23 protein-coding genes and 1 tRNA gene are annotated in these 26,070 nt (G+C 38.2%); 11 read left to right on the top strand and 13 right to left on the bottom strand.

Annotated elements, in window-relative coordinates; all coding sequences use genetic code 11:
- The first annotated feature begins 15 nt into the window (after positions 1-15).
- From MURRU_RS01040 to MURRU_RS01050, 3 genes are read left to right on the top strand one after another with little or no spacing between them, the layout of a single operon-like run.
- The gene (locus tag MURRU_RS01040) at positions 16-828 is read left to right on the top strand and encodes a hypothetical protein (RefSeq protein ID WP_041801713.1); all 813 of its coding nucleotides are present in this window, start codon (positions 16-18) and stop codon (positions 826-828) included.
- Between the two features lie 10 nt (positions 829-838).
- Positions 839-1,681 (top strand): restriction endonuclease, encoded by an 843-nt coding sequence (locus MURRU_RS01045; protein WP_014031550.1) that lies wholly within the window; start codon positions 839-841, stop codon positions 1,679-1,681.
- Positions 1,682-1,697: 16 nt separating this feature from the next.
- Positions 1,698-2,291, top strand: coding sequence for a Pycsar system effector family protein (locus MURRU_RS01050; protein WP_041801202.1), 594 nt, complete (start codon positions 1,698-1,700; stop codon positions 2,289-2,291).
- Between the two features lie 74 nt (positions 2,292-2,365).
- Here the strand turns inward: MURRU_RS01050 and MURRU_RS01055 are convergent, their stop codons facing one another.
- From MURRU_RS01055 to MURRU_RS01085, 7 genes are all read right to left on the bottom strand, one after another.
- Positions 2,366-4,219 (bottom strand): SulP family inorganic anion transporter, encoded by a 1,854-nt coding sequence (locus tag MURRU_RS01055; protein WP_014031552.1) that lies wholly within the window; start codon positions 4,217-4,219, stop codon positions 2,366-2,368.
- Between the two features lie 247 nt (positions 4,220-4,466).
- The gene (locus MURRU_RS01060; protein WP_014031553.1) at positions 4,467-4,868 is read right to left on the bottom strand and encodes a hypothetical protein; all 402 of its coding nucleotides are present in this window, start codon (positions 4,866-4,868) and stop codon (positions 4,467-4,469) included.
- Entirely contained in the window at positions 4,865-5,284 is a 420-nt protein-coding gene (locus MURRU_RS01065) for a GreA/GreB family elongation factor (RefSeq protein WP_014031554.1), read from the bottom strand. Before MURRU_RS01065 ends, MURRU_RS01060 begins: the two co-directional genes overlap by 4 nt.
- Before the next feature lie 71 nt (positions 5,285-5,355).
- Positions 5,356-6,648 carry a Glu/Leu/Phe/Val family dehydrogenase gene (locus MURRU_RS01070; protein WP_014031555.1) on the bottom strand — a complete coding sequence of 431 codons (1,293 nt, stop codon included), beginning with the start codon at positions 6,646-6,648 and terminating at the stop codon, positions 5,356-5,358.
- A gap of 234 nt (positions 6,649-6,882) precedes the next feature.
- A complete protein-coding gene (locus MURRU_RS01075) occupies positions 6,883-7,095 on the bottom strand; it encodes a hypothetical protein (protein ID WP_014031557.1) in 213 nt (70 codons plus the stop codon).
- A gap of 218 nt (positions 7,096-7,313) precedes the next feature.
- On the bottom strand, positions 7,314-8,642 hold the full coding sequence (locus tag MURRU_RS01080; RefSeq protein WP_014031558.1) for a sigma-54-dependent transcriptional regulator: 1,329 nt from the start codon (positions 8,640-8,642) through the stop codon (positions 7,314-7,316).
- A 5-nt stretch (positions 8,643-8,647) separates the two neighbouring features.
- The gene (locus tag MURRU_RS01085; RefSeq protein WP_041801715.1) at positions 8,648-9,733 is read right to left on the bottom strand and encodes a sensor histidine kinase; all 1,086 of its coding nucleotides are present in this window, start codon (positions 9,731-9,733) and stop codon (positions 8,648-8,650) included.
- A gap of 742 nt (positions 9,734-10,475) precedes the next feature.
- Here MURRU_RS01085 and MURRU_RS01090 point away from each other — a divergent pair.
- From MURRU_RS01090 to MURRU_RS01115, 6 genes are all read left to right on the top strand, one after another.
- Positions 10,476-12,188, top strand: a complete 1,713-nt coding sequence (locus MURRU_RS01090) for a hypothetical protein (protein WP_014031560.1) — start codon at positions 10,476-10,478, stop codon at positions 12,186-12,188.
- A 76-nt stretch (positions 12,189-12,264) separates the two neighbouring features.
- Positions 12,265-13,152 carry a type I restriction enzyme HsdR N-terminal domain-containing protein gene (locus tag MURRU_RS01095; protein ID WP_014031561.1) on the top strand — a complete coding sequence of 296 codons (888 nt, stop codon included), beginning with the start codon at positions 12,265-12,267 and terminating at the stop codon, positions 13,150-13,152.
- Positions 13,153-13,421: 269 nt separating this feature from the next.
- A complete protein-coding gene (locus MURRU_RS01100) occupies positions 13,422-13,631 on the top strand; it encodes a helix-turn-helix transcriptional regulator (RefSeq protein ID WP_313777689.1) in 210 nt (69 codons plus the stop codon).
- Positions 13,624-14,859, top strand: coding sequence for a DNA cytosine methyltransferase (locus MURRU_RS01105; RefSeq protein WP_014031563.1), 1,236 nt, complete (start codon positions 13,624-13,626; stop codon positions 14,857-14,859). Before MURRU_RS01100 ends, MURRU_RS01105 begins: the two co-directional genes overlap by 8 nt.
- A gap of 2 nt (positions 14,860-14,861) precedes the next feature.
- Entirely contained in the window at positions 14,862-17,231 is a 2,370-nt protein-coding gene (locus MURRU_RS01110; RefSeq protein WP_014031564.1) for an ATP-binding protein, read from the top strand.
- Positions 17,228-18,139 carry a response regulator gene (locus tag MURRU_RS01115; RefSeq protein ID WP_014031565.1) on the top strand — a complete coding sequence of 304 codons (912 nt, stop codon included), beginning with the start codon at positions 17,228-17,230 and terminating at the stop codon, positions 18,137-18,139. The genes MURRU_RS01110 and MURRU_RS01115 overlap by 4 nt, the downstream gene beginning before the upstream one ends.
- 253 nt (positions 18,140-18,392) lie before the next feature.
- Here MURRU_RS01115 and MURRU_RS01120 read toward each other — a convergent pair whose 3' ends face one another.
- Together MURRU_RS01120 and MURRU_RS01125 are read right to left on the bottom strand one after the other, a co-directional pair.
- The gene (locus MURRU_RS01120; protein WP_014031566.1) at positions 18,393-19,490 is read right to left on the bottom strand and encodes a hypothetical protein; all 1,098 of its coding nucleotides are present in this window, start codon (positions 19,488-19,490) and stop codon (positions 18,393-18,395) included.
- A gap of 1 nt (position 19,491) precedes the next feature.
- The gene (locus tag MURRU_RS01125) at positions 19,492-20,286 is read right to left on the bottom strand and encodes a sigma-70 family RNA polymerase sigma factor (protein WP_014031567.1); all 795 of its coding nucleotides are present in this window, start codon (positions 20,284-20,286) and stop codon (positions 19,492-19,494) included.
- A gap of 195 nt (positions 20,287-20,481) precedes the next feature.
- On the opposite strand from MURRU_RS01125, the gene MURRU_RS01130 reads away from it, so the two are divergent.
- A complete protein-coding gene (locus MURRU_RS01130; protein WP_014031568.1) occupies positions 20,482-20,871 on the top strand; it encodes a helix-turn-helix domain-containing protein in 390 nt (129 codons plus the stop codon).
- A gap of 227 nt (positions 20,872-21,098) precedes the next feature.
- On the top strand, positions 21,099-22,331 hold the full coding sequence (locus MURRU_RS17265; RefSeq protein ID WP_014031569.1) for a hypothetical protein: 1,233 nt from the start codon (positions 21,099-21,101) through the stop codon (positions 22,329-22,331).
- 177 nt (positions 22,332-22,508) lie between these two features.
- On the opposite strand, the gene mobB is transcribed toward MURRU_RS17265, so the two are convergent.
- The 4 genes from mobB to MURRU_RS01155 form a co-directional block, all read right to left on the bottom strand.
- Positions 22,509-23,531: a MobB family relaxase gene (mobB, locus tag MURRU_RS01140; protein ID WP_014031570.1), complete on the bottom strand. Its 1,023-nt coding sequence runs from the start codon at positions 23,529-23,531 to the stop codon at positions 22,509-22,511.
- Positions 23,532-23,536: 5 nt separating this feature from the next.
- Entirely contained in the window at positions 23,537-24,121 is a 585-nt protein-coding gene (locus tag MURRU_RS01145; RefSeq protein ID WP_014031571.1) for a BfmA/BtgA family mobilization protein, read from the bottom strand.
- 263 nt (positions 24,122-24,384) lie between these two features.
- The gene (locus tag MURRU_RS01150; protein ID WP_014031572.1) at positions 24,385-25,623 is read right to left on the bottom strand and encodes a site-specific integrase; all 1,239 of its coding nucleotides are present in this window, start codon (positions 25,621-25,623) and stop codon (positions 24,385-24,387) included.
- Positions 25,624-25,849: 226 nt separating this feature from the next.
- Positions 25,850-25,923 (bottom strand) — tRNA-Pro (locus MURRU_RS01155).
- Positions 25,924-26,070 lie beyond the last annotated feature (147 nt).

Here is a 26,070-nt window from a genome sequence, read left to right on the forward strand (position 1 = left end):
AAGGATTGGCCCGATATGGATCTGAGCAAAGTCGCCTTGGTTAACCAAAGGGAAAGTTATATTACATTTCCGATGGACATTGGGAATCTGGAACCCTTGATGTTCGAGGCCAATATCAGCCCCAGTTTTATCATACGGGAACGTATGGACTCAAAATTGATGGGCGTATTGACACCTCAGATTATCATTCGGATGTACAATGACGTTTCCTATCCGGTAAAAACTCCTAGCTATACCCCTCAAATCGCCGCATACTATTTGGTGACCGATGGTAATACCGGCACTCGAATGGCCCTATTTGGAAAGTTGGCCCATCACTCGAATGGTCAAAATGGGGGCTTTTACAACACGGATGGCAATATCAACTTGGAGTCGGGAAACTTTGCCACCAATTATTTTGAACTGGGGCTGATCAATACGTCCTATGATAAGGCTATGAATGCGACAAAATTCTTCAAGACATCCTTGGAAATCCATCCGAAAAGCTGGATGCTTGAGGAGCTTCAAGGACAATATAGCGGTTTGCGCTGGCACAACGCCTTTTATGCGTACAAGCTACCGGTAAGAATGGGACCGCGCGGTTCCATCAAGGCGGACTTCTCCCTAAAATTGCAAGCCACTTGGTTCGCGGACAACTTCAACGACTGGGATCCATTCACTATCAAAAGATTGCATACTCGATTGACCCTATACTACCATCCCAATTTTTTGGAGGACATTGGATTTTTTGTGGAATACTACCACGGTACGGATTATTACAACATCTATTTCCAACACCGTCTCGATGTCGTCCGTTTTGGCATCATGACCGAGGTACTACGATTTTAAAGAAAAAAGTATGGAGCGACAAACATTTAAAGTAAGGAAATATTCCGGGGAACTGGAGCGCTTTTCAATCGCTAAATTGGAACAATCCCTTCAAAAATGTGGGGCCACATCGGAAGAAATTGTTGCTGTTGTCGCTCATCTTGAGCCTTGGATCTATGATGGGATTTCGACCGATGAGATCCACAGAAGGGTATTTTCCTTTTTAAAAAAAACAAATCGTGTCCGAGCGTCCAAATACAGCTTGAAGCGGGCCATTTTTGACCTTGGGCCAACAGGCTATCCGTTTGAACGTATGGTCGGTGCCCTTTTAAGACACAAAGGATATAAGACCACGGTAAGTGTTGTCCTAAAGGGTGCATGCGTAGAACACGAAATAGACGTGTTGGCGGAAAAACAGGGCAATGTCTATGCCATTGAATGTAAGTTCCATTCCGACAGCAAACGCTCCAGTAATGTCAAGGTTCCTCTGTACATCAATTCAAGGTTCTTGGATATACAAAAAAAATGGAACTCCGATCCAGCCAAAAACACCCATTTAAAGCAAGGTTGGCTGGTCACCAATACCCGTTTCACCACAGATGCCATCAATTATGGAAATTGCATCGGGTTGACCCTATTGAGTTGGGATCATCCCAAGAACAATGGGATTCCTAGACATGTGGACCAATTTGGACTCTATCCCATCACCACACTGACCACCTTGTCCAAACAAGAAAAACGTCAACTTCTTGATAGGGGTGTCATCCTAACCATGGAAATCGAACAACAACCAGGAATTTTAAAAGAGCTACACCTTTCTTCCGGAAAAACCATAGAGGTGTTGTCCGAGGTCCATCAATTGTGCCATTTGTGAACCAACAATGAACATTATGAAAAACACCGAATCAACATCCGAGAAAGCCACGGTAAGGGATCAACGGATGGAAAAACTGAAAAAATATGACTCCCGTGGGGTACAGACCCTTTTCCGCACATTGTCCCGCAACCATTACAATCTTTTAAAGATGGTGGACAATAAAGCCAGGATCATGCTTACGGTCAATTCCATCATTTCCTCCCTGTTGTTGGGTGCCTTGTTCATAGTACCGACATACGAAGAATTCACCATATCCGTAGGCACAAGAATTTTGGTCATCTGTAGTTTGCTATCCATGATATTTGCCATCTTGAGCATGCTGCCCCATCGCTATATCGGTAAAGAATTTGAGCAGAGCAACTACAAGGGAACGCTCTATGCGGAAAACTTTGCTCACCAATCCCTTGACGAATTCAAACATGAGTTGAACCGAATAATGGATAGTGGACAAACTATTTACGACGAAATGGTGGTTGACCTCTATTTCTTGGGAAAGACCATAGCAAAAAAACAACGGTTACTCCTCATTTCTTCAGCAATTCTATTGATAGGGATTATAGCAACGATAGCCTATTCTTTGGCAACCGGAACCGTTGTCTTTACTTGATCAAAAGTATCCTCCAGAATTGGTCAACCCGAATGTAATACTCCATTGGATAACTTTCAGTGATATCCTACCCCCTATGCATTTTTCTTAATGTAGGAGGTACATGCTTCAAAATCATCGAATATTTGGTCCTCAGGAATTAAGGAAGGAATCAATTTAACCCGCTCCATCATATACTTGGGCTGTTCCAAAACATGTACAAAAAGTAAAGTAACGCCCGCATTTTTCAGGTCCATCAATACATCTTCAAGGGTATATAGTCCAGATTGATCTAAATACTGCATACGATCCATTCGGATGACCACCGTGGAGGCCGTTTTCGGGATTTGCTTGGCCAATTGTTGAAACTCGCTTGTAAACCCAAAAAACAAAGGGCCTTTCAAATGTTTAATGAATACTTCCTTTTTAAGGTCTTCCGGAAAATTGACCTCATCCGCCCAACCCTTTTCCTCTTTCAAGGTTTTGACATCAGATCGTTTAGCCGTTAAGTCTCCCATTTTTTTCATAAACATCAAGGAAGCGATCACTAACCCGATACCTACGGCATAGACCAGGTTCCAAATAGAGGACAACACCATGACTACAAACATTATCAACACTTCAGAACTTAACTTGAAAGGTCCGAACTTGACATCCCTGGGCAAATAAGGTACGGCTCTCAGTCCTTTGTAATCTATTACCCCGATACCTACGGTCACCAAGATCCCGGCTAGTACCGCTGCTGGTATTTTGGATGCTATCGGTCCCAAGGCCAACAATATGATGAGCAAAAGAATCCCTGCAATCATCCCCGACAACCTCGTTTTCCCGCCTGCATTGATATTGACCACAGTACGAATGGTCGCTCCGGCACCAGGTATTCCCCCAAAAATTGCGGCAATGCTATTTCCAATGCCCTGCCCCATCAATTCTTTGTTCGGTTTGTGTTGGGTCTTGGTCATATTATCGGCAACCACGGATGTCAATAAAGAATCAATGGCACCCAATAATGCCAAGGTCAAGGCCGTAAAAATATAAGGGGTAATGGACGCTAGCTCAAATTCGCTGAAAATATCAAAATGTGGTACGGGAAAACCGCCTGGTATTTGTTGTATCGGTCTATAATCAAGTTCAAACCCATAGGCCACACCTGATACGACCAGTAGTGCCACCAACGCACTGGGAATGGCCGTGGTAATTCTTTTAAAACCATAGATAATCACAATAGTGGCCAGGGCCAGGGCAAGTTCCAACCAATCTATCCGTTGCAATGCCCTTGGTAATACCTTAATAGTACCGATGACCCCGGAAGCATCTTTATTGGCCAAGGTTTGGGCTTCTTTCAGGATATTTTCCTCAGAGACCTCCCCCGCCCTAACCAGGGTTTCTTGAAAATCTTCGAGAACCAGTATTCCTTCGTTCGATTCCTCATTGAGAATATTCTTGAGAATAACCTCTTCCGCCCGAGGTCTAAATTGATCCACAAATGCTGCATCCTCTTTTGGGTAATAGCCTATGGAAGGTAACATTTGGGTGACAAGAATAATTATCCCAATGGCCGTCATAAAGCCTGAAATTACAGGGTACGGAATATAGCGAATGTATTTTCCAAGCCCGGCAAGTCCCAATATGATCTGCAGTAGCCCCGCCAATAGAAACACCAATAAAATGGCCGGCAATGCTTTCTCGAGATCACCATCGTTCATGGCCACAATGCCTGCAACGACGACCATACTAACGGCGGTCATAGGCGCCGTAGGTCCGGATATCTGGGTATTGGTGCCGCCAAACAAGGCTGCGAAAAAACTGATGAATATGGCACCGTACAACCCGGCACTGGGACCCATACCCGAACTGACACCAAAGGCCAGTGCCAAGGGAAGGGCCACAATGCCCGCGGTAATACCACCAAATAAATCTCCTTTAAAGTTGGAAAAAAAATGTTTCATAAATGTTTTGATTGTTTATCTAATGAACCAATAGTGCAGATATTTTCGGAACAGAATCGCTTACACATCTAAAATCTTCCTTTTGGAAAATCAGTCTTTATTTCTTGGAGCCACTCATTATTATTTATGTGACATCTCGAGCGTACCGATTGCCCATTATCAATAATTGACGACCATGGCTCTACAATTAATGCTTGAAGCCTATCATTCTATGTTTTGAAATTTGTTCAATCCGCTGATCAGTTCACTATTGAGGTTTTCTGTTGAAGCGTTCCAAAATCTTGGAGAGCAACAACAATTTAATTTGTGAATAGCTTTTTATATGGGCCATATAACCATCTCGATTTTTCTCATGGGTATTGAGGTAATAGGCATCACATTCCATAGTATCGCATTCGATGGCGTTCACCATGGTCTGTTCGTAGCGGTACAATGTTCCCAATCGAAGTTGATTCTCCCTTTGGATCACCAAAAGCCTTTGGTGCATGGACGGATTCCCCAACAAACGTTTTTCCAATTGGATCAAGTACTGCAGTTCTTCATTGATCCCTTCCATGGTCTCGGTCCAATTGGTTATTTCCAGTTTGTCCTTTTTACTGATAATCTGGCTTATGGATTCATGAAAGTAGGGTCTGTTCACTGATTTCATAATACCATGTTTATGTTGATGGACTCATTTTCTTGTTCAACATTCTCAATGGTCAGTTTCTGCTTACCCGATGGAAATTCCCAAACAATGGAATCCCCTTTGGCGTAGCCCATTACGGCAGCCCCCATAGGGGTCAATATGGATATACAATTGTTCTTGACATCGCTTTTGCTAGGTAATACCAACTTGAATTTTTTATGCCATCCATTTTCAGAAACAATGGTGGCATTTGAATTGAACCGTATGACATCCTTGGGCATATCATCCTCATCCAAAATCATTGCCGTCTCCATTTCTTCCATTAACTTCTTTATCGATTTCTTCCATGTATTGTCCTTATGGTATCCAGAAAGGTTCATCAACTTTTTGAGAAGGACATATTCCTTTTTTTCAATTAACAAACTACCGTATTTCATAGTATCAATTATAAAGTATTATGGATTTCGCTGCTTTACTTCCAGCAATACCCTTACATTTTTTAAGTCCATTATGGAAATATACCCCTTTGGACATAGGTATCTTCAAGTCGCTCTATTGCGATGACAAAGGCCGCTGTGCGCATATCCATTTTTTGTGTTTTTGTTTTCTGCACGACCTTGTTGAACGATTCCCGCATCTTTCTTTCCAGTTTCTCCAATACCTCGTCCAAATGCCATATTTCACCATTGCGGTTTTGCAACCATTCAAAGTAACTGCCTATTACGCCACCTGAATTGCACAGGATATCCGGTATGATATCAATACCTCGTTTCAAAAGGATCTCCTCCGCCTTTACATCGGTCGGTCCATTGGCACCTTCCGCAATCAGGCTAGCCTTTATCATTGTAGCGTTGTTTACCGTGATCTGGTTGCCCAAAGCAGCGGGGATGCAGATGTCACAGTCCAAACCAAAGAACTCGGTATTGTCTATGGGACTTGCCCCCGCAAAGCCCGATATACTTCCCTTATTTGCCTTTGCATAATCCAAGAGATCCTCTGGAGAAATGCCCGCTTCGTTGTAGATACTTCCATAGGCATCCTGAACAGCGGTAAGGATTGCCCCTTCTTTCTTTAGAAAATGGGCCGCCCAATATCCTACATTACCAAATCCTTGTACAATGAACCTTTTATTTTTTAAGGCAATGTTCTTGTGTTCCGCCCAAAACTTAATGGTCAAGAAAACACCATAACCCGTCGCCCGGTCCCTTCCTTCGGAACCACCGGCACCGATAGGTTTGCCCGTGACCACATGCAAATTCTTTGAGCGTTCATTGGGAGATTTGGTGGACATGTACGTATCCAAAATCCAGGCCATGGTCTGAGGATTGGTGTTTACATCGGGCGCAGGGATATCCAACTCCGGTCCAATATTGTCACCAAGGGCGTATGTAAACCTTCTGGTGATCCGTTGTAATTCATCTTGGGAATATTTGGTGGGATCCAATTGTATCCCGCCCTTGGCCCCACCATAGGGCAAACCGGCCAAGGAGGTTTTCCAGGTCATCCACATGGCCAGGGCCCTAGCGGCATCGATATCTACCGTAGGGTGGTAACGCAAGCCCCCCTTGTAGGGGCCCAATGCATTATTGTGCTGTACACGGTAGCCCGTAAAAATCTCTATCGCTCCATTGTCCATTCGCACTGGAAAATGAACTATAAATTCACTATTGGTCACTTCAAGGATCTTTCTAATGTTGGTATTCAGCTCAATAATATCCGCTGCATTGTTGAACTGGCGCATAACGTTGTTCAACATCCCTTGTTTTGGCTGCTTTTTTTTTGATGTTAATGTTGTTGTCATATTAAAATATTTATAGGGTACCGTGTACCTGCTATTTGTTTGTTAATACATTTCATCCGAAATCACTATAATGGGCTCTTTAATATCTTCCAGATAGTGATGGTATTCATTACATAGATTGATATGGGTTCTTTTTTTGCTCAAAGCGCAATACGATCTGTGAATGCAGGTTGAACATATGCTCCGTACAAATTCGTTCATGGAACTGTTTTTTTATGGTTTCTGTTTTTTTAATCAATGAATGGGATACAACCTTGCAATTTCGCTTGACATATTCTTTTCGTCCGCAATAATGGCATCCTGTAAATTTTCCTCCAATAAGGCCGATACATTTCCATGGATATAATCTTTTAAACCCTGGTGCTGTTGCATATACTTTTTGATAATCAAAAAGTCATGTCTTTCCACAACTAGGTTTCCATATCTCAAAGGATGCCCAACCATCATCAATGATTTTATTTTGCAGTAATCTGAGAGAATTATACATCTGCCCAGTCGACTCAAAACTATTTGGTACACTAAATGGCAAATGGCATGCCCTAGAAGACAAAAAGAAATAAATTTGATGTATATCACTGATTAACAGTGATTAACGTAATTCAACAAAAAAGATTAAAAAATGAATATCGGGAGATTTCTACCCAGTTGGTCAGAAGTTGACCGAATCAATCGAGCTTGTCGCGAAGCGTTTTTCGACTGATCTGTAAAATCTCTGCAGCTCTGGTCTTGTTCCCCTTGGTATGTACAAGTACCCGTTTGATATATTTTTTTTCCATGTTCCTTAAGGGCATGAACTCCTCTTCGGGAAAGTCTATATCATATTTTAAAAAGTCCGGTAAGTCTTTGACACCGATCGGGCCATCCGCCATGATGACCGCTCGTTGTACCACATTTTCAAGTTCCCTTATATTTCCCGGCCAAGGATAACGTTCCAATATTTTTAAAGCCTCGGGATCGATCCGCAGCAAACGGTCCCTATACTCCATACCGTATTTTTGGAGGAATTTATCCACCAGTAAAGGGATATCGGATTTGCGGTCCCGAAGGGGAGGAACCTTGATTTCCACAACGGTCAAACGATAATAGAGATCCTCCCGAAAATTTTTTTTCCTGATTTCTTCCAAAAGATCCATATTGGTGGCCGCAACAATACGGAGGTCGACCTTTTCCATAGTTCTGGAACCGATCTTGGTAATTTCTTTTTCTTGCAATGCTCTCAATAATTTGGTCTGCACATCCAAACAGGCGGTCCCTATTTCGTCCAAGAAAAGCGTGCCCCCGGATGCAGCCTGAAAAAAACCATTGCGGTTTTGGTCTGCTCCTGTAAAAGCTCCCTTGGTATATCCAAATAATTCCGCCTCTTGCAGGTTGTCCGGAATGGCCCCGCAGTTCACCGCAATAAAGGGTCCTTTACTGTATTTTCCCGAATAATGGATGGCCCGTGCCACCAATTCCTTTCCGGTGCCACTCTCACCATGTATCAATACCGTTGCCCGGTTATCCTTCACCCTGTCTATAATAGTAAGTACTTGATTGAAGGCGGTGGAATTGCCCACCATCTCATTGAACGGTAGGTTTTGGTTTCGGGATGGAATAGTTGCAAGGGATGCTTGGTGCGCTCTCCCATGTTCCAACCCTCTTTCCACGGCCATTTTCAGTTCTGTTTTTGTAAAGGGCTTTGTCATATAGTCCATGGCACCCGACTTGATTACTTCCAAGGCGCCGTCAACGGATGGGTATCCGGTAACCACCAATTTTGGCATGTTGGGATAATGTTCGTTGGCATACTTCAATAATTGAATGCCATCGACTTCTGGCATTTGAATATCCGTAATCAACAAGTCTATGGGGGTATCCTTAAGTATAAACAAGGCTTCCTTAACCGATATCGCCTTAAAAACATGGTAGTTGAACTCTTTGAGCCTTCTTGCCAACAGTTCTAAAATCTTGATATCATCATCTACGATAAGAATGTTCTCTTTGTTCAATGGCATAGGCGTCAATTTGGAAACTCCATGGTAAAAATAGTACCTTTTGGCACATTGGGCCTATGTGCAATGGTGCCCTTATAACTTTTGATGATGCCATGTACGACGCTCAGGCCAAGACCGGTCCCTTCCCCGATTGGTTTAGTGGTATAAAAAGGTTCAAACACCTTGTTTTCCTGGCCGGGTGCAATGCCTTCCCCTTGATCGATAATATTAATGACAATCTTTTGCTTTTCATTAAGGATCTCTACTTTGATCTCCCCGCGTACGGGGGAGTAGTAGGCCGCGTTCATAATCAGGTTGAACATGACCTGGGTCAATTGGACGGTATTGGCCCGAATCCGTAAATCGTCGCTGTTGTAGGATTTGGTGACCGATAATTGTTTTGCCCTCAGGGAAGGTCCCATCAGACGTATCACACTGTCCATTACCCTGTTCAGCTCGACCAATTCCATCTGTTGTGGCATTTCACAGGTAAAGAACATCAATTTCTTGACGATTTCCCTACTGAAGATGGCATTGTCCAAAATCGTTTGTAAATCCCTTCTGGTTCCCGTATCGGTAGTTTCATCCAGCAATAATTCTGCGAATCCCAAAATATTGGCCAAGGGGGTATTGAGTTCATGGGCTATTCCGGCAGTGATCTCTCCCATGATATGCAAACGATCATTTCGTTCCATTTGTCTTTTCGTTTCCGCTTCGCTATCATGGATCTGCTTGCGTTCCATAAGGTTCCCGACGGCAAGGCATACATTTTTGAGCAGGGTCCTTTCTTCAGGAAGAAAGTCGTCATCGGTGTAGGCTGAAGCTGGATAGCCTACGGATATGGCACCTTCTACCTTATTGAACACAATGACATCGGAAGATAGGCAGGTCATTTGCTCATTGAAACCACTGGTTTGCACTTGATAAGTACCTATGGACACTGCTGCCTCGGCATCTTCAGGAACCTGCCACCCTCTTTTCAAACAATAGGCAATGGCTTCTAGGGAAGTGGACAGTTCGTCATATCCGGAATTCACGATAATTGAAGTGACCTCGTAGAGACAGGTCAACTCTTTGACCCTTTCCTTTAATTTCTGTTCAGTATTTATCATGGCGTTTGAAACTTTTTGACCATAAAGGTACATGGGTCTTTTTATTGATGTCCAATAGTTACGGAAATTTCATTATGTGCTTGACCTCAATTGTCCATACCTAAAATTACAACAATCTGTGTACTGGTGTGCACAACCTTATTGCACACCAAAAATTTGGATTCAAATGATATCAGATGGATTCATAAAAAACAAAAAACACTGATAATCATACAATTAACAGTGCTTTGTTTCTGCCAAAATGGTGGTTCGTCGGAATGACTGAATCACCGACAAAATCTTATCTATTTGAAAATCATTGTTTTACAACTGTAATCTTGAAGGTATTCCCGTTAAGAACACGGAAAGCAAAAAACAACTTTTGAACACAATTTTCATGTGCTTAACTATCTATAAAAATAGTAATAATATTCAAGCTATTTGTTTCCTATTTAAAAAGCTAAATTATTAATCCTTAAATCAACCTATAACTCTATGCCTTGCAAAACTTTTGTTGAAAAGTGAAACTGACAAATAATATATTAAAGACTATTATAAGTTAATAGTCATATGACTGATTGAATCATATGCAAATAAATAACACGAGCTTCAATATCCCATTTGATGACTAATAATGTTTATATTAAATATATTCGAAAATATAAAAGCAAACTATTCTGGATGATGGTATACAAAACTTGGGCATAGCTAACCAATTTAACAGAATAACCAAGAAAGTTCCGTGTATATACAATTACAATAAATGACACCAAGCGAACTCTTAAAGAAAAAGATTGACGAAGAATCCGAGATTCTTAAAAACAGTTTCAGAGGTCCAAGTTATTGGGCAATTCAGAATATAGTTCGAAGGATTGACTTTATATTCCCATTGTTTCATAGAAGAGATGGTTGGACTAAACAACAGGTAGACGAATTCCGAGAGTTTTATAATTATGGATGGGCACCAATTCTCAAACAGTATTATGACAAAATCGACATAAGTGTCTATGAACCATTCCCTTTGATGAATGATGAAATGATTTCTTGGACTGATTCCAATATTTCATTTAGCGGAAGAATCGAATTTTGTAAACAACTCCTGTCTTACGAGAAAGCGGGACTCATATCAATAAGTAACCCTAGAGAAAATGTTTTCACATTTTCATACCTACATGAAGTTACAGGAATTGAGCAGTATGATCAAATGAGTTTTGATTTTTTCAAAGAACAAATTGTCGAGCGAATAATAGAACGAAAGAAACAAGACAAACCATTTGAAGAAGAAAAAATAAAATCCGAATTAAGGAGTATAATTAGGAATCCCGACGGGAAAATGATCAGTTATGAAACGACTCCTGAAATTGATGAATACTACAATCAACTAGGGCATTATCATGTTTTAAGATTACAAGGTTATGATGATTTTGATACTAAGGACAAATTTGGTGGGATAGAATATTGGAAATATGTAGACATGATAGAGTTAATAGCAGGTACCGCTTTAATGCATGTGGAAGCCTGTTTGGAACTTGTTAAATCAAACCCAAAGGTTGACTTAATGAATATTTTGTCTTACACCTATTTTAAGGACAAGACAATTAAACAGTTTTCGAAATACCTTGAAGTAAGTGAAAATGAAATTGAACAAATCTTTTCTTGTCTAACTTTATCGAAGGAAAATTTCGATTATTATTTAGAATATCCTGCTACTCCACCCCCTATGTATTTTCAAGTTTCAGAAAATCTTACAATAAGATCTGTAGCAGGTTGTCTCAGCAATCCATTTTCGTTGTTAAATAGAGAACTAAAAAGAAAATACAGAAGTGATTACGACAAGGCGGTTAACCAAAGGGAAGATAGGTTTAGGAAAGAACTATTTATGTTCTTTCCTGATAAGCGAATTATAAAAATACCCCGAGGAGTAAATATATCTTCGAATGGCATAAGAACCGATATTGACGCTGTAATATTTGATAGTAAAACAGGTACACTGGGGATATTCCAATTAAAGTGGCAAGATCCATTTGCCAAGGATATGACCGAAAGATATAGTAGAATGAGCAACTTATTTCCTAAAGCTAATGAGTGGGTTGAAAAAATGAAAAAATGGGTTACAAGTAACACAAGTAAGACTATTATCAATTCACTTCAAATTAACAAGTACTTAAAAGAAAAGATTGACATAAAAGATATTTGTTGCTTTGTCATTTCAAGAAATCAAATGAATTTTACTGGAATGGAGATTATAGATAAGACTGTAGCTTGGAGTTCTTGGTATCAATTGATAGAGTCTCAAGCAAGGTTTAAGACCGAGTTTGACGACCCAATTAGAGAGATGTTCGTCAAAATAAAGTCATTTAGTCCTGAGAGAAGATTAAACATGGAGGAACTACCTCAAGCCGAAGACTTAGAGGTGCAAATTGGAAAAATAAAAGTAATTTATAATAGAAAAAAAGCAGATAACAAAGTGTCCTAAAGTGAGTGGCTCCTTGCAGGTGCTTACGACACCGTACACGAAAAGTTAGGGTAAATTCAGGTGAAGTTGGAATTACATGGCATCAGAAAAACTATTTAACATACTTGAGGGGTTTAATTTTGACAACCTTGAAAATCCTGAATTTCAAGAAGATTCTGTCAGAGAGGAACTCATAATCCCAATAATCCGTGGACTCGGATATTCGGCAGATAAGCCCAATCAAATAATAAGAAGCAGAAAGTTAATCCACCCTTTTGTTTCGATTGGTTCAAAACGTAAAAACATATATATAATTCCAGACTATTTGTTTGAAGTGAATGGAAAAGCTGCGTGGATACTTGACGCAAAATCACCAAATGAAGAGATTATTAAATCAAAACACGTTGAACAAGCATACTCATACGCAATTCATAGTGAAGTGAGAGTTAGTTTTTTTGCGCTTTGTAACGGAAAAGAGTTTGTTCTTTATGATATACAAAAACCTGAACCTTTACTTCATTTCCCGTTAATTAGTATTCCCCGATTTTGGGAACCACTTAAAAGCATACTTGCTCCGGATAATGTATTTACGGTAGATTACAATAAACTCGCAAAAGACTTGGGTTTACATCTTAAAAGGCTGGGTTTTGAAAGCTTTCATAGTTTAATATTTCCTGACATTCCAATAATGGAAATCACACAATTAGACCCAGATCAGTATTCTATTTCAGGAGGTTTGATTGTGAACGAAGAAACCTATATGGTGACTTTTGACTTTGACGAAAACGTATTTAAACAACTTAAGGGAATAATTCCCGACAATGCATTTAAGATGTTAAGTATAAGACGAAATGACAAAAGATTAGTTGCTAGATTTAGCGACAGAAATTTTCTTGTAACAATTGATTGTAAAATTGGCCAAAAGTTAGAAGAAAATGAAAGAGAAATCTTTTTACCAATGAGTGTTAATAAATTTATAAAATAAAAGATAGCAGCGAACACCCCCATGGACGATAAGGGCTTGTAGCTCTATCCAGCTCACGAAAACTCTCGCTAATTTCCTTTTCAGTTTGTATTTCCTAAATTAGACACTTAAACAAGTAATATAACATTTACCAACACGTTGGAGCGCATTCAGATGAAGTTGACCTTTTTACTTCGGCTTAAGAAATCCACACGAGAATACTAACACAAAGTAAATAATATTCCAAATAAGTTAATATATTTGCGTAAAACACAAAGAAATTGGCGAAAGTGGAAATCAACAGGATAAAAGTTGCTCTAGCTGAGACAAGAAGAAAGAATAAGTGGTTGGCTGAACAAATCGGAAAAGATGAATCTACTATTTCACAATGGTGTACTAATGCTAGACAGCCATCACTAGAAAACCTTTTAAAGATTGCCAATGCACTTGACATAGATATCAGAGACTTATTATGCTCTACAAAAAATACTAATGACTAGAATGAGTTCGAAAAAAACATATATAGATTTATTTGCAGGATGTGGCGGACTCTCACTTGGATTATTCAATTCTGGCCATTGGAAAGGTAAATTCGCTGTTGAAAAAAGTCCAGATGCTTTTAAAACTTTGGAACACAATTTAATTGAAAACAATTCTCATTTTGAATGGCCTAATTGGTTACCTCAATCTAACCTAGACATTAATGAAGTCATCAAGGAATATCCTGAAGAACTGAAATCTCTACGTGGAACTGTTGATATGGTTGCTGGTGGACCACCTTGCCAAGGATTTTCAACTGCAGGAAGAAGAATTGAGAATGACACTAGAAACAGACTGATAGAATCTTACATTAAATTCATTCGGTTAGTTCAACCTAAAGTTATATTTTTTGAAAACGTAAAAGGCTTTACTCAAAAATTTGACAAGAATAAAGTTAAAGGCAGAGTCTATTCTGAGTATGTACAAAATGCTTTAAAAAGAGGTTCAAAAAGACTTAATGCAACTGGCTATAATGTTTATGGAAAGCTCATTGATTTTTCTGAATTTGGTGTGCCACAAAAAAGAACTCGATTCATTTTAGTTGGGATTAGGAAAGATGTTTCTGACACCATAAATCCAAAGCTTTTTTTCGAACAGATAAAAAAGAATAAAAAGGAATTTCTTGCTAATAAAGGAATTGGCTTAACAAATAGTTTAGAAGATGCTATTTCTGACCTACTTAGGATTGAAGAGACTATTTCACCAGACACAAAATCTTTTAAAACTGGACTTTACAATATGCCTAATTCTAACTATCAAAAGTTGCTAAAAGGTAATATTAAAAACATAATTCCAGATAGTCATCGTTTTGCAAAACACAATTCTAAGACTGTCGAGAAGTTTCAATTCATTCTAGATTTTGCTAAAAAGAATAAAACACTTTCTAACGAAATAAAGGAAAAATTTAATCTTAAAAAAAGAACAATTATTCCGTTGTCAGGGGAATTGCCTACACCGACAATTACCACATTACCAGATGACTACATTCATTACTGTGAACCAAGAATTTTTACCGTTCGTGAGTATGCTAGAATTCAATCTTTTAATGATTGGTATGAGTTCAAAGGAAAATATACAACTGGTGGAAAAAGAAGAACTCAAGAAGTTCCAAGATATTCACAAATAGGAAATGCAATTCCACCTTTATTTGGTGAACAAGCTGGAATCACACTAAATAACTTGATTTAATTATGCAGAAACCACTACAATTTAAAATAAGTTCTGCATTAAAAAACATAATTGGTCGAGACTTAATTACAGATGATTTTATTGCAGTTTTTGAGCTAGTTAAAAACTCATATGATGCCCACGCAACAAGAGTTGAAGTGATCTTCGAAAATATTTATTCTGATAATGGAAAAATAATTATCAAGGATAATGGCAAAGGCATGAGTTATCAAGATTTGCTTGACAAGTGGCTATTTGTGGCGCGTTCTTCAAAAAAAGAGGGAGATGAGGAAGAGAGTTATAAAAACTATAGAGATAAAATCAAAGTAAAAAGAGCTTATGCTGGTGCAAAAGGCATTGGTAGATTTTCATGTGACAGACTAGGGAGTGAGCTTTATCTAGAAACGTTAAAGGATGAGGAAAATGCAAAAATAGAAGCTTTAGTTACAGATTGGAACAAGTTCGAGGAAGACAGTAATAATGAATTTGTAAACGTAAGTGTACTTCACGAAACATTAAAAAAAAGCTCATATAATCTAACACAAGGAACTGTTCTTGAAATCTCAAATTTGCACAGTGAATGGAATAGAGATAAATTCCAATCACTAAAAGATTCATTAGCACGTTTAATAAATCCGTCTACTATAAAAGATGATGATTCGTTTAAGATTTTCTTGTCCATAGAAGAAGAACAAGGAAATGACAGTAAACAAATTAAAAAAAACAAAGACCTTGTAGAAAAAGGGAAACTTGATGAATCTGAAGTTGATTATTTTAACATCGTAAACGGAGAAATTAGAAATCCGATTTTCGAGACCTTACAATTAAAGACCAGTTATATTGAGTCAGATATTAAAAAGGGTTTTATAACCACTACTCTTTATGAAGGGGGAGAATTGGTCTACAAAATTGAGGAAGAAAACCCATATTCTGACTTCAGTGATATTCATTATTCAATATACTTCTTAAACCAATCAGCAAAATCCACTTTCACAAGAAGAATGGGTGTCCAACCTGTTGAGTATGGTCACATTTTCGTTTACAAAAATGGCCTTAGAGTGTATCCTTATGGAGAACGTGGCGAAGACCCATTTAAAATGGATGTAAGGAAAAGCCAAGGTTACGCCAGAAACCTTGGAACTCGTGAAGTAATTGGCTATATCTCTATACAAGGAACTAACGATAATTTGAAAGAAACTTCTAGTAGAGGTGATGGCTTTATTAAAACCTCTGCCTACTTCAACTTAGAGAAACAATTTTACGAAACTTTAAAAAAACTAGAAAAGTATACGATTGACATTACCGATTGGGGAAATTTTTTGTCAGATGACGATTATATCAATATCAACGAATCATTTATAAAAAATGAAGGGACAAAAAATGAAAGAATTTTTGATGTAAATGAAAATCTAAGTCAACTCATCTCGTCCATTTCAAACTCAAAGTCAGTCACGAAATTTGAGGTTTCACCTAACATTCTTCGCATTTTAGATTCGAAAAGTGAAAAATCTGCTCAAGGAACTTTAAAGAAATTATCGGAGAAAATTGATTCTGATGATTTTGATAAAGAAGAGGTAAAAAAAACCATTAAGAATGTTGAAAAGAAACTTTCTGACCTAAAATCGAGAAAGGAAGAAGCAGAAGAGGAAGCTCTTCAAAAGTATATAGAAAATGAAGAGTTAAAAACTGAACTGGACAGAGAAATTGCAGAAAAACTTTTTGACAAATCAGTTGAGGGTAGAGAGAAAAAAGATTTGTTGGCATTACAGCATCAAATTATACATACCGCTGGAAATATCACCTGGAGTTTAGATTCATTAGTTGATTCAATAAACAGCGATAAGCCAAAAGAGGAATTAATTGAGGACATCAAGGATATAAGTTTAGAAGTTCAGAGAATTGTAAGTGCTTCACGTTTTGTGACAATGGCTGGATTCAATACTCAGGCAGAGAAAATAACTAAAGATTTGGTTTCTTTTATTAATGATTATGTAATCAATATTTATCAACCAGCAGATTCTTTTATTCATAGTAAAAGACCAATTAAAATTTCAATTAAAGAGACGAACTTGAAAAAAGTAATGAAGTTTCGTCCCTTTGAAATTACTGTAGTGCTTGATAATTTATTTTCTAATAGTAGGAAAGCGAAATCAACTGAAATATTATTAGGATGGACCAAGAACAAATCAAATTTAGTTCTTTCATTTAAAGACAATGGAAACGGTATTCCGAAAGATATAGTCGATAAAATATTTGAGTTTAGATATAGCAACACTGATGGCTCTGGTATTGGTCTTTATCACGTTGAAAGCATCTTAGAAAAATATAATTCAGAAATAGAATACGTTCCAAGCAAAAAAGGAACGGAATTCCATATAATATTTCCACTATGAAATTAGATTACAAAATTATATGGGTAGAGGATAAAATAGATACCAAACCTTTCCTTGCTCTCAGACAAACAATAAATGAACATTTAGTAAATGAATTTTTCAATGTTCAATTTGAAACAGCTGAAGACTTTGATGAATTCAAAGAAAAATATGAAGCAAGTGAGACATTTGACCTAATAATAACTGACCTGAATTTAAATGAAAGTCACGGTTCACAGGTTATTGATTTTGTGCGTGATGTCAAACATATTATGACCGAAATATTTTTTTATTCTGCGAATAGTGAACTTTCTGCAACAAACTTAGTCAATAGTAGCAGAATTACATTTCATCAGATGGATGAGGCTAGTGCTTACAGAGAACTTGGAGCATCTATTATGGACTTGATTAATCTTACTATTTCTAAGTTTCAAAATATCGTTACTATGCGTGGTATGATAATGCAAGAAACTAGTTCACTAGATTTAAAAATGGACAATATTGTGAAAGCACAATTAAAAAACCCTAAACTTTCAGATGAAATCAAGCCAGTTATTGAAAATATATTTGATAATATTTTTGCCAATGCTGAAGAAAAGTACAACAAGGCTAAGGCAAGAAAATCCAAGGACATATTTAGAGATAATATTTTATTCAATTCTTCTCAAAAAATATTCGCCTTAGGAGAAATTTTAAAGATTCTTAAGAAAGAAAATTTTTCGGAAGATTACTCGAAGGAAATAATCCTAATACGAAACCAATTTGCGCACGCTGAATTAATGAAAAACGAAGATGGTAAAGAATACTTTAAAGTAAAAGGTGAAGAAGTCTACTTTGATGAAAACCTGTGTAGAGAAATCAGAAAAAATATTATAAAGCACGTGAACAATATCTCTGGTCTTGAAAGTAAATTGGATTCCAACGCATAAAGCCATACACATTTGCAATTCGCTACAGCCAACACACAAGCCAAAAATTGCAAAAGAGTATGTCTTTGCCAACGCTGAATGACAAACTGAACGGAAAAAAGCCAGCGTACTATCAGTATAAAAGGTAGTAATTTAAAAGCTTAAACTAAAGATTACAAATAATAAGAGAGCCCACGCGTTGTACATGCAGTCTGCATTTAGTGAGTGTCTTGACCTCACCTTACGGGTGTACAAGCACCCTCGACCATTCTATTCAATCAATAATCAATTCAAGACCAGCTTTCTTAGCTTTGTATTCTATTTTGGTCATCAAATCACAATAGCTCCAATTTCTTAATACAAATCCCTCTTCTTTAGCAATCTCAGTTTTTTCCTCCTGATTCAAAAGTATGAGGGTTCCTGCTCTATGTTTAACACAAAAATCAATCAACCTCCGGCTATAGACATGCAGACGATGATGGACATATTTACGTTCCGTTTGACCAAGTCTGTCAACTGCCTTTAGTTTTCTTTTGATGCCTTTACCCGATTTGGAATAGGTTGCCCCGATCTTTGCCCGTCTGTGTGCCGACTGGATTGCCAGTCTTCTGTATAAAAATTCTTCCTTTGTGCCAATGGTAAGCCTTGCTTTGCCAACCTTTACAACAATGGGATATTCAAGGGAAAGTGAAGCCTCTGCAATAATCTCAGGTCTTAGGTCGTGGTTTTCTTTTTCAATTTCGAATACTGCCAACAAGAAAATCTTGCCCTCTTTTAGTTTTATGTGTGACGTGCACAGCTTAGTCTTGCCCTCCACTACCCGCTCCAACAATGTCCGTTTATCCGTAAAATCCTTTCCCAAATAGGTTTTAAAGGGAATCCGAAATAAACGAAAGCAGAAAGCCTTTTTTTCTTCGTTGTAGTGTAATCCACTCATACCCTCCAAGTCAAAAGGGAAGGCCATATCTCTTCTGAAATTTTTCAAGGAGCGTTCACCATTCCAATACTCTGGTCTGTTTTTCTTGAAAGATGAAATCAAGGCCTGGTTCAAATTGGACAATATGTTTGTGGGGATTTCGCCTTTAAACCGGTCTGATACCACTCGATAGGTGGTGTTGATTCTGGAACGATTAAGGATTCCTTGTTCATCTTTCTTTTCATCCGCCAGTTTATATTTTTTCCCCTCTGAGAGATAAAAGAATTCCCTTATCATTTCCTGAACATAAAGATGGGTTACTATTAGGTTGGCTGCCCTAAAGCACCTATTCTGCCACTGGTACAGTTTATCCAAAGCCTCTTTTTTCTCTTCTTTAGTAGAAAGGTCAATCAGAAGTTGGATCTTTCGAGTGAGTTTTAGTGTTGTCTTTTCCATGTTAGGCTGATTGCAATTGATGTTTTGCTTCCATTAGCCTATAGGCTATCATGAATTCCTGATGCACCTCCTTTTGAGAGATGTTAAGTTCATCCGCTATTTCGGAAAAGGAATATCTTAGTTCACAACGCATTTTAAGCACCTTTGTCTGCTCTTCTGTCATCTCGCCAGTAAACTTTATCTCATCTGTATTGTTATCACCGAAATCGAGCTTATTTCCTTGATGAAGGATGGTTTTAATATCTTCAATAGCTTCCTTGATCTCTCTACAGGTTTCATTGATGCCTTTTCCCATTGCTTTGGAAATGGCCTTGTACTGAAAACCATATTTCAAACACAGGTTGATTACGTGTCTTTTGCTGTCATCCAATAACGGCAGGACGCTTTTGATACTTTCGAACTTCTCTTGTTCCCCTTCCTGTAGTTTAACATTGTTATTGTCTTCAGCAGGGTCATACCCGACCATATAGTCTTGGTAATTCTCAAAACTCTCCAACGAGTGGACTTTCCTGAAAAACCTGTTCTTAGGGCGTGTATAGTATGAAATACACTCCCTTTTCATGACAAACCGCAAGAAAAAATAAATATGTTTCGGTGATTCCAATGTATCTCTATGTACCCACAACTTCAAGAATACATCTTGTACCAATGTTTCCACAACAAAACCATCATCTAGAAAGCTCTTTCCCAACCAGAAAATCTGTCTATTGTATTTGGTATGGATTTCCGTAAAAGAGTTGGAACAACCCTTTTTGAGGCCTTTATAGCATTCTTCTAGGGTATGGTGGTTTTCCATGTGTTTGTTCTTTTGCACTCCTTGGTGTTGATGAAGCCTTATTCTTTAGTTTGGAATTTTTCCAAGCTGAAATTTTCGCTTAAATTAGTCGTGTTGAAAGGTGTAACCCACCATTACCGATTGTAAATTACCAGTATGAGCCTGTATTTTACCAAAAAGGGGAAAGCGAAAGAAATTTATCGATATCTTTAAGTTATGACGACAGACACAAAAACCAATCATATAGGAAGAAAGATTGCCCGAATCAGGGAACTCCGGGGAATGAAGCAAGAAACGCTTGCGGAGGAACTGGGGATAAGCCAACAGAGTGTTTCTTCTTTGGAAAAAAGTGAAACCTTGGAGGATAAGAAACTTGAAGAAATCGCAAAAGCATTGGGAGTTACGAAAGAAGGTATCGAGAATTTTTCCGAGGAATCTGTTTTAAATATTATTTCAAATTCTTTTCATGACCAATCGGCATTAAATGCAATTTTACATCAACCCACTTTTAATCCGATTGATAAAGTAGTTGAGCTGTATGAGCGACTTGTTCAAGCTGAAAAGGACAAGGTTTCTTATTTGGAAGAGCTATTGAAGAAAAAATAAGTGATTCAAAAGGAAATAAGATCTCCTCATTTTTATTTGATATTGAGGTGTTTTATTATTCATTGAATTTTAAAAATCCCCCTTATAATTTAATACTTACTTAATTTTCAATTAATTGACACTTTCTTAGGAAAGTATCCACAGTATAAATTTTCTTAAGATTGGTCCTCAATATGTTGATTCAGTCAGACTTTTGAAGCCATAACTTGATTGAGTTAAAATCAGAAATGAAGCAAGGAACTTGTCATCTATGCGATAAAAACACAGACCTAGCAAAAAGTCATATAATCCCAAAGTTTGTATTTCGTTGGATGAAAAATACTGGTGGAAAATATTTCCGTTCTCCGTTGAATCCAAATAGGAGAATACAAGATGGAGAGAAAAACTATTTGTTCTGTTTTGATTGTGAACAAAAGTTTAGTTCTTATGAAAAATGGTTTGCCAACAATATCTTTTTTCAGCATTTAAACAACGACCAAAGGTTTCTAAATTATGATGAAAATCTCGGCAACTTCATCATTTCAATTCTATGGAGACGACTTTTGATCAGCAAAATTAATGCGGAGAATTACTATGAAGATGTTTTCTACGACTGGAAATCTTATTTAGATAAAAACAAACCTCTTAAGTTTAACGATATCCACATGTTATTCCTTGGAAATAAATGGGGAAAGCAAGCACAGCCAAATGAATTCGTGCATAGATATTTTAATAGGGCAGTTGACACAAATATAGCCGAAATAGATGGTGAAACATTTGTTTTTGCAAAATTTGCCAGGTTTCTATTATTCACTAAACTAAAGGGTGAAACCAATAATTTTAGAGGAACTCAAGTTTTATTTAAAAAGAGCCGATTTCCATTTGTTCAATACATAGACAATGGAAAATTTTTCCTTTTCTTTCTGGATAGAGCTGAAAAAATATATCAGTTAGCGTTAAGTGAAATTTCTATAAAGGAACAAGAAAAAATAGTAACAGAAATTAGCAACAAACCACAAGAGTTTTGGAAATCTGATGCAGGAAAAAGTGTGGCCTTGGATTTAGATAGCAATATTGCACCATTTGAAATTGACAATCATATGAAATATTTGTGCGATTGTTGTCTATCCTCTATGGAAGAACCTGATGGCTATTTATTACGAACATTTGAAGTAATACAGTCAGCTTACTATTGGGGGTTTGCTTTTCAAAGAAACGAACTTGGCTTAGACAAAGATGGATTAGATAGGCGGATTGAATATTTTAAGGAAATATCGTCATCACCAACCCCATGGATAATTTGCGATAAGTGTATATCAATGTTTGACATAGATAGAATAGAAAGTAAATCATTTATGAATAGATGGATTTCATTGAAGGGCAACTTTGAGCCTTCAAAATGTGATGATTTTAGAAATTATGTTGATGATGCAATGATGAAGAGGATATCAGAAATAATTGTGACTGTAAACAAAAACTAATGCCAATAACAAAACTATTCAGCCGGCTGTAGTTAAACTTGCCCGTTTAAAGTAGAATAAGAAGAACCCCAAATCTTACCCCCAACTTTTGCGCATGGATCCTATCGGGTTTTTGTAGCGTTCAGATAGATAAGCGTAAAGCAAAAACCCGGTAGGGCGCAACCTACTTCTTGAATTTCAGTAACCCATATCCTCGCCTGTACCCCTAGCCTTATCAATACCCTTTCCAAGGGCCTTGATGATCTTGGCTGCAATCTGTACTTTATTGGTCGGTATATTGGGAGCCTTGACACCCATCGTTTTAAGTAGTTTAAAGGCTATGTCCTTTTCCTTAGTGGGTAGTCCCATGACCTTCGCAAAGAACTTACCCGGTTCTTTAGCATGGGCCTTTCTCCCAACATAGGATTCCACATAGTTCCTCTTGAACCCTGTTGTCCTGTCATAGGTTTTTTCTGCTGCTTGGTAAAAACTGTCCCTATCAAATCCCCTCTTGACCATCTTTCCATTCAGTTCCACTTCGGATGCCTTGTGCTTGGCCATCGGGGAAAGCGTATAGGTGTTCGTTACATCCCTCCTGCTCACTATGATATGGATATGGGTCTGTGGCCCCTCTTTCTGCATCCCAGCAGCCACAAGCTGTCCGTTCTGCTTATGAGGTGCCAATCTTTCATGCTCTTTGATCCTTTTTTCAAGCTCTTTGACATTCCCAATGGATTCGCCCCTTTCCACTTTTCGTATCTCGTTCCTTAGCCTTGCTATTTCCCCTCGGTAGGGCGCATTCTCCTGAACCTGTTTGTCAAGGCCCCGATAGGTACGTTCATGTTCGATCTTGGCGTAATATTTCAAGTTCTCGGCCTTGACCTCTTGGTTGCGATGGAAACTCTTGGCATAGTCCTCCATAAGCTTCCTTGTATATTCCCTGAGCATGTTTGGGTCATTTCCTATGGCCTGCAATTCCTTTTTATTGGGACTGACCACTATGGAATAGAATTTCGGGTCTTTCTGCCTTAATTTGGCAGTATTGGCATCTATTTCATCGATGACGGTTTGAGGGCTTACGCTGTCGTTTTCTTGGTCAAAGAATTCTTCCCTCTGTTCCGGTAACCTGTCCTCGTTTTCCTTTTCCAGATAGTCCACATAGTTCCCCACACTGGAATTGTAGGTACTGCCCATTTTCTGTGCCGAGATGGTAAGGTACATAGCCGTTATCTTAAATGGTACTTTAATTTTTCAAACTCCCCGATGTCCATATTAATTTTTAAATAGGGCTTTCCCATCATGGGTTCTATCTTTTCAACGTTGTGGAGCATTTCATTGCAACGCTTTTTATAGCTTTCAAATTCACGGAGTATTCTCTCATGATCCACTTTAGGAACGGTGTTTCTTGGCTCCAAAAAATCCATTCGCTCTTCCTGAATTTGGACAGGTTCCTGTCTCGGTCTCTTCCCATCCTTTACATAGGCCTCGTAAAGAATCAACATCATTTCATAGGTGGGCCGGATACTGGTCTTTTCCATGTTCTTGATAATGGCGATGATTCTATCGAATTTTTTCATCATCTGACGCTCCAGTTTTTTGATACTGTCAAGAATGATCTTTGTTCCCTCCCCAAAAGGGTCAAGTTGATTCTCCTTGAAGTATTGTACCATTCCATCCAACACCTCACTATGCGATTTGTTGAACCTTTTGGAGTAATTGCGAAAGCGTGTGGCCGTTTCCTTCTTTACCGTGATATTGGAATAACCACCTGTCCCTCTCTTTGTTCTGCCGTTTGTTGATTGCTTTTCCATAGGTGCTATTTTGTTTTTTAGTGAAATTGCGTCAATTTTTTCGTCAAAAATTTCCAGTGTTTACAGGGCTTCCCAAAGGGTTTACTGTAGATTTCGGAAAAGTCTACTGTAGCCACATATTTTGTACAGTATTCTAAGTCCACTTCAATTGACTGGTTTTCAACTTGTTGAAGACCCGAAAACAACCGTGATGGCGCAATCTGCGCATCACCCTCTTGCTATTCCCTACGTCCCGCAAGCGGGACCTAATGAATACTACCTTATCATCCTTCGGCTGATCGGCTAGTCTGCATATGTTCAATTAGATTTTGCATGTCCTCCCCTATCTTGTGTTCCAATACCCTTGCATAGATCTGGGTAGTGGACAATTTGGTATGGCCGAGCATCTTTGAGACGGTTTCTATCGGGACTCCATTGGACAAGGTTACCGTTGTTGCAAAAGTGTGCCTTGCAGTATGGAATGTCACTTTCTTGTAAATCTTACAGGCTTTGCAGATTTCCTTTAAGTAATAATTGACCTTTTGATTGCTATAAACAGGCAATAGGACTTTTGCTATTCTCCTTTCGGCTGAATCTTCATATTTCTTGATGATTTCCTTTGCCTGTGGAAGTAACGGGATTTTAAGTTTTTCGTCCGTCTTTATCCTTTTGGTGAACAGCCATTCATTGCCATCTATCCCTTTAAGTAGGTGGTCTGGGGTCAATACCTTCACATCGATATAGGATAGGCCAGTATAGCATGAGAAAAGAAACACATCCTTGCATTTCTCAACCCCCTCCTTTGTGAACGTGGTTTCTTCAATCAACCTCAATTCCCGTTTTGTCAAATATTCCCGTTCGGTTTTCTCAAAACGCAGTTTATAGTTTTCAAAAGGGTCTTTTGTTATCCAATCCAACCGAACGGCCAACCTCGACATTTTCTTTAGCCGTTCCATATGTTTCATGGCCCCATTGTTGGTGCATTTGGTTCGTGTAGATGGTCTGTACTTTCTTAGGTACTGTTCAAAGTCGGATATAAAACGATAATTCAGTTTTTTGAGCTTGATGTCCTCAACCCCATATTCTTCTTTTAAAAATAGGCCCACGCATCTTTCTGTGATGTGGTAATTCTTTCTGGTTCCCGGACGTAAAGAAGTGTGCATGGTTCCATTATGGTAGGCAATCAATTGTTTTAATGTTTTTCCGCCTTCATCTTCCCCAAAAAACCTTGCTTTGATAGATAGTGGAGTGATTACTTTTTCTTCTGCCATCATCAATCTATGGGCCTCATGTAGTCCTGTATAAATTTGGTCCAGGTACTTGTTAAGGGAAATCACATAACTGGAAAAACCCTTGCCCCTTTTACGGTTATTGTCCCATAAATTGGCTTTTATCTCCCGATTTATGCTAAAATCGGTGCGATCACCATCGATGGTGATCCTACAATAGACAATCCGGTTCTCGGATTGCACCTTGTGCTTTCTAGTAAAGAAATTGATTGTTAAACGATTGTTTTTCTGCATGTTGTAACCTTTTAGAGTGTGAATACTGTGAAAGTCAAAACACAAGAAAAATGGTTCTAAAAGTCATTTAAAGTTACAATAAGAACTGTAAGTGTTTGCTCCCGATGGGAACACGCTTGATATGATTTTAGATGGTTTTAAATGAATTCAAACGATATGCCTAAAAACACAAAACACTGAAAATCATAAGATTAACAGTGTTTTGATTTTACTTGAAAAGGTTAAGTCGGGATGACTGGATTCGAACCAGCGACCACACGCACCCCATGCGTGTACGCTACCAGACTGCGCCACATCCCGAAAAGGGAATGCAAAAATATAAATTTTAGTGATACTTCAATCCTAAAATTACTTTTTTACCAAAACCACATAGAGAATACTCAGATTTGGAACTTCAATAATCTAAATCATAGATTCTGTTCTTACAAAAATTCTTTTTATCTTCAA

The organism is Allomuricauda ruestringensis DSM 13258, from assembly GCF_000224085.1.
Taxonomy (GTDB): Bacteria; Bacteroidota; Bacteroidia; order Flavobacteriales; family Flavobacteriaceae; genus Flagellimonas; species Flagellimonas ruestringensis.

Coding starts and splice junctions, on each gene's coding strand:
- MURRU_RS01040 (WP_041801713.1), top strand. CDS start 16: ATGGATCTGAGCAAAGTCGCCTTGGTTAACCAAAGGGAAAGTTATATT.
- MURRU_RS01045 (WP_014031550.1), top strand. CDS start 839: ATGGAGCGACAAACATTTAAAGTAAGGAAATATTCCGGGGAACTGGAG.
- MURRU_RS01050 (WP_041801202.1), top strand. CDS start 1,698: ATGAAAAACACCGAATCAACATCCGAGAAAGCCACGGTAAGGGATCAA.
- MURRU_RS01055 (WP_014031552.1), bottom strand. CDS start 4,219: ATGAAACATTTTTTTTCCAACTTTAAAGGAGATTTATTTGGTGGTATT.
- MURRU_RS01060 (WP_014031553.1), bottom strand. CDS start 4,868: ATGAAATCAGTGAACAGACCCTACTTTCATGAATCCATAAGCCAGATT.
- MURRU_RS01065 (WP_014031554.1), bottom strand. CDS start 5,284: ATGAAATACGGTAGTTTGTTAATTGAAAAAAAGGAATATGTCCTTCTC.
- MURRU_RS01070 (WP_014031555.1), bottom strand. CDS start 6,648: ATGACAACAACATTAACATCAAAAAAAAAGCAGCCAAAACAAGGGATG.
- MURRU_RS01075 (WP_014031557.1), bottom strand. CDS start 7,095: ATGATGGTTGGGCATCCTTTGAGATATGGAAACCTAGTTGTGGAAAGA.
- MURRU_RS01080 (WP_014031558.1), bottom strand. CDS start 8,642: ATGCCATTGAACAAAGAGAACATTCTTATCGTAGATGATGATATCAAG.
- MURRU_RS01085 (WP_041801715.1), bottom strand. CDS start 9,733: ATGATAAATACTGAACAGAAATTAAAGGAAAGGGTCAAAGAGTTGACC.
- MURRU_RS01090 (WP_014031560.1), top strand. CDS start 10,476: ATGACACCAAGCGAACTCTTAAAGAAAAAGATTGACGAAGAATCCGAG.
- MURRU_RS01095 (WP_014031561.1), top strand. CDS start 12,265: ATGGCATCAGAAAAACTATTTAACATACTTGAGGGGTTTAATTTTGAC.
- MURRU_RS01105 (WP_014031563.1), top strand. CDS start 13,624: ATGACTAGAATGAGTTCGAAAAAAACATATATAGATTTATTTGCAGGA.
- MURRU_RS01110 (WP_014031564.1), top strand. CDS start 14,862: ATGCAGAAACCACTACAATTTAAAATAAGTTCTGCATTAAAAAACATA.
- MURRU_RS01115 (WP_014031565.1), top strand. CDS start 17,228: ATGAAATTAGATTACAAAATTATATGGGTAGAGGATAAAATAGATACC.
- MURRU_RS01120 (WP_014031566.1), bottom strand. CDS start 19,490: ATGGAAAAGACAACACTAAAACTCACTCGAAAGATCCAACTTCTGATT.
- MURRU_RS01125 (WP_014031567.1), bottom strand. CDS start 20,286: ATGGAAAACCACCATACCCTAGAAGAATGCTATAAAGGCCTCAAAAAG.
- MURRU_RS01130 (WP_014031568.1), top strand. CDS start 20,482: ATGACGACAGACACAAAAACCAATCATATAGGAAGAAAGATTGCCCGA.
- MURRU_RS17265 (WP_014031569.1), top strand. CDS start 21,099: ATGAAGCAAGGAACTTGTCATCTATGCGATAAAAACACAGACCTAGCA.
- mobB (WP_014031570.1), bottom strand. CDS start 23,531: ATGTACCTTACCATCTCGGCACAGAAAATGGGCAGTACCTACAATTCC.
- MURRU_RS01145 (WP_014031571.1), bottom strand. CDS start 24,121: ATGGAAAAGCAATCAACAAACGGCAGAACAAAGAGAGGGACAGGTGGT.
- MURRU_RS01150 (WP_014031572.1), bottom strand. CDS start 25,623: ATGCAGAAAAACAATCGTTTAACAATCAATTTCTTTACTAGAAAGCAC.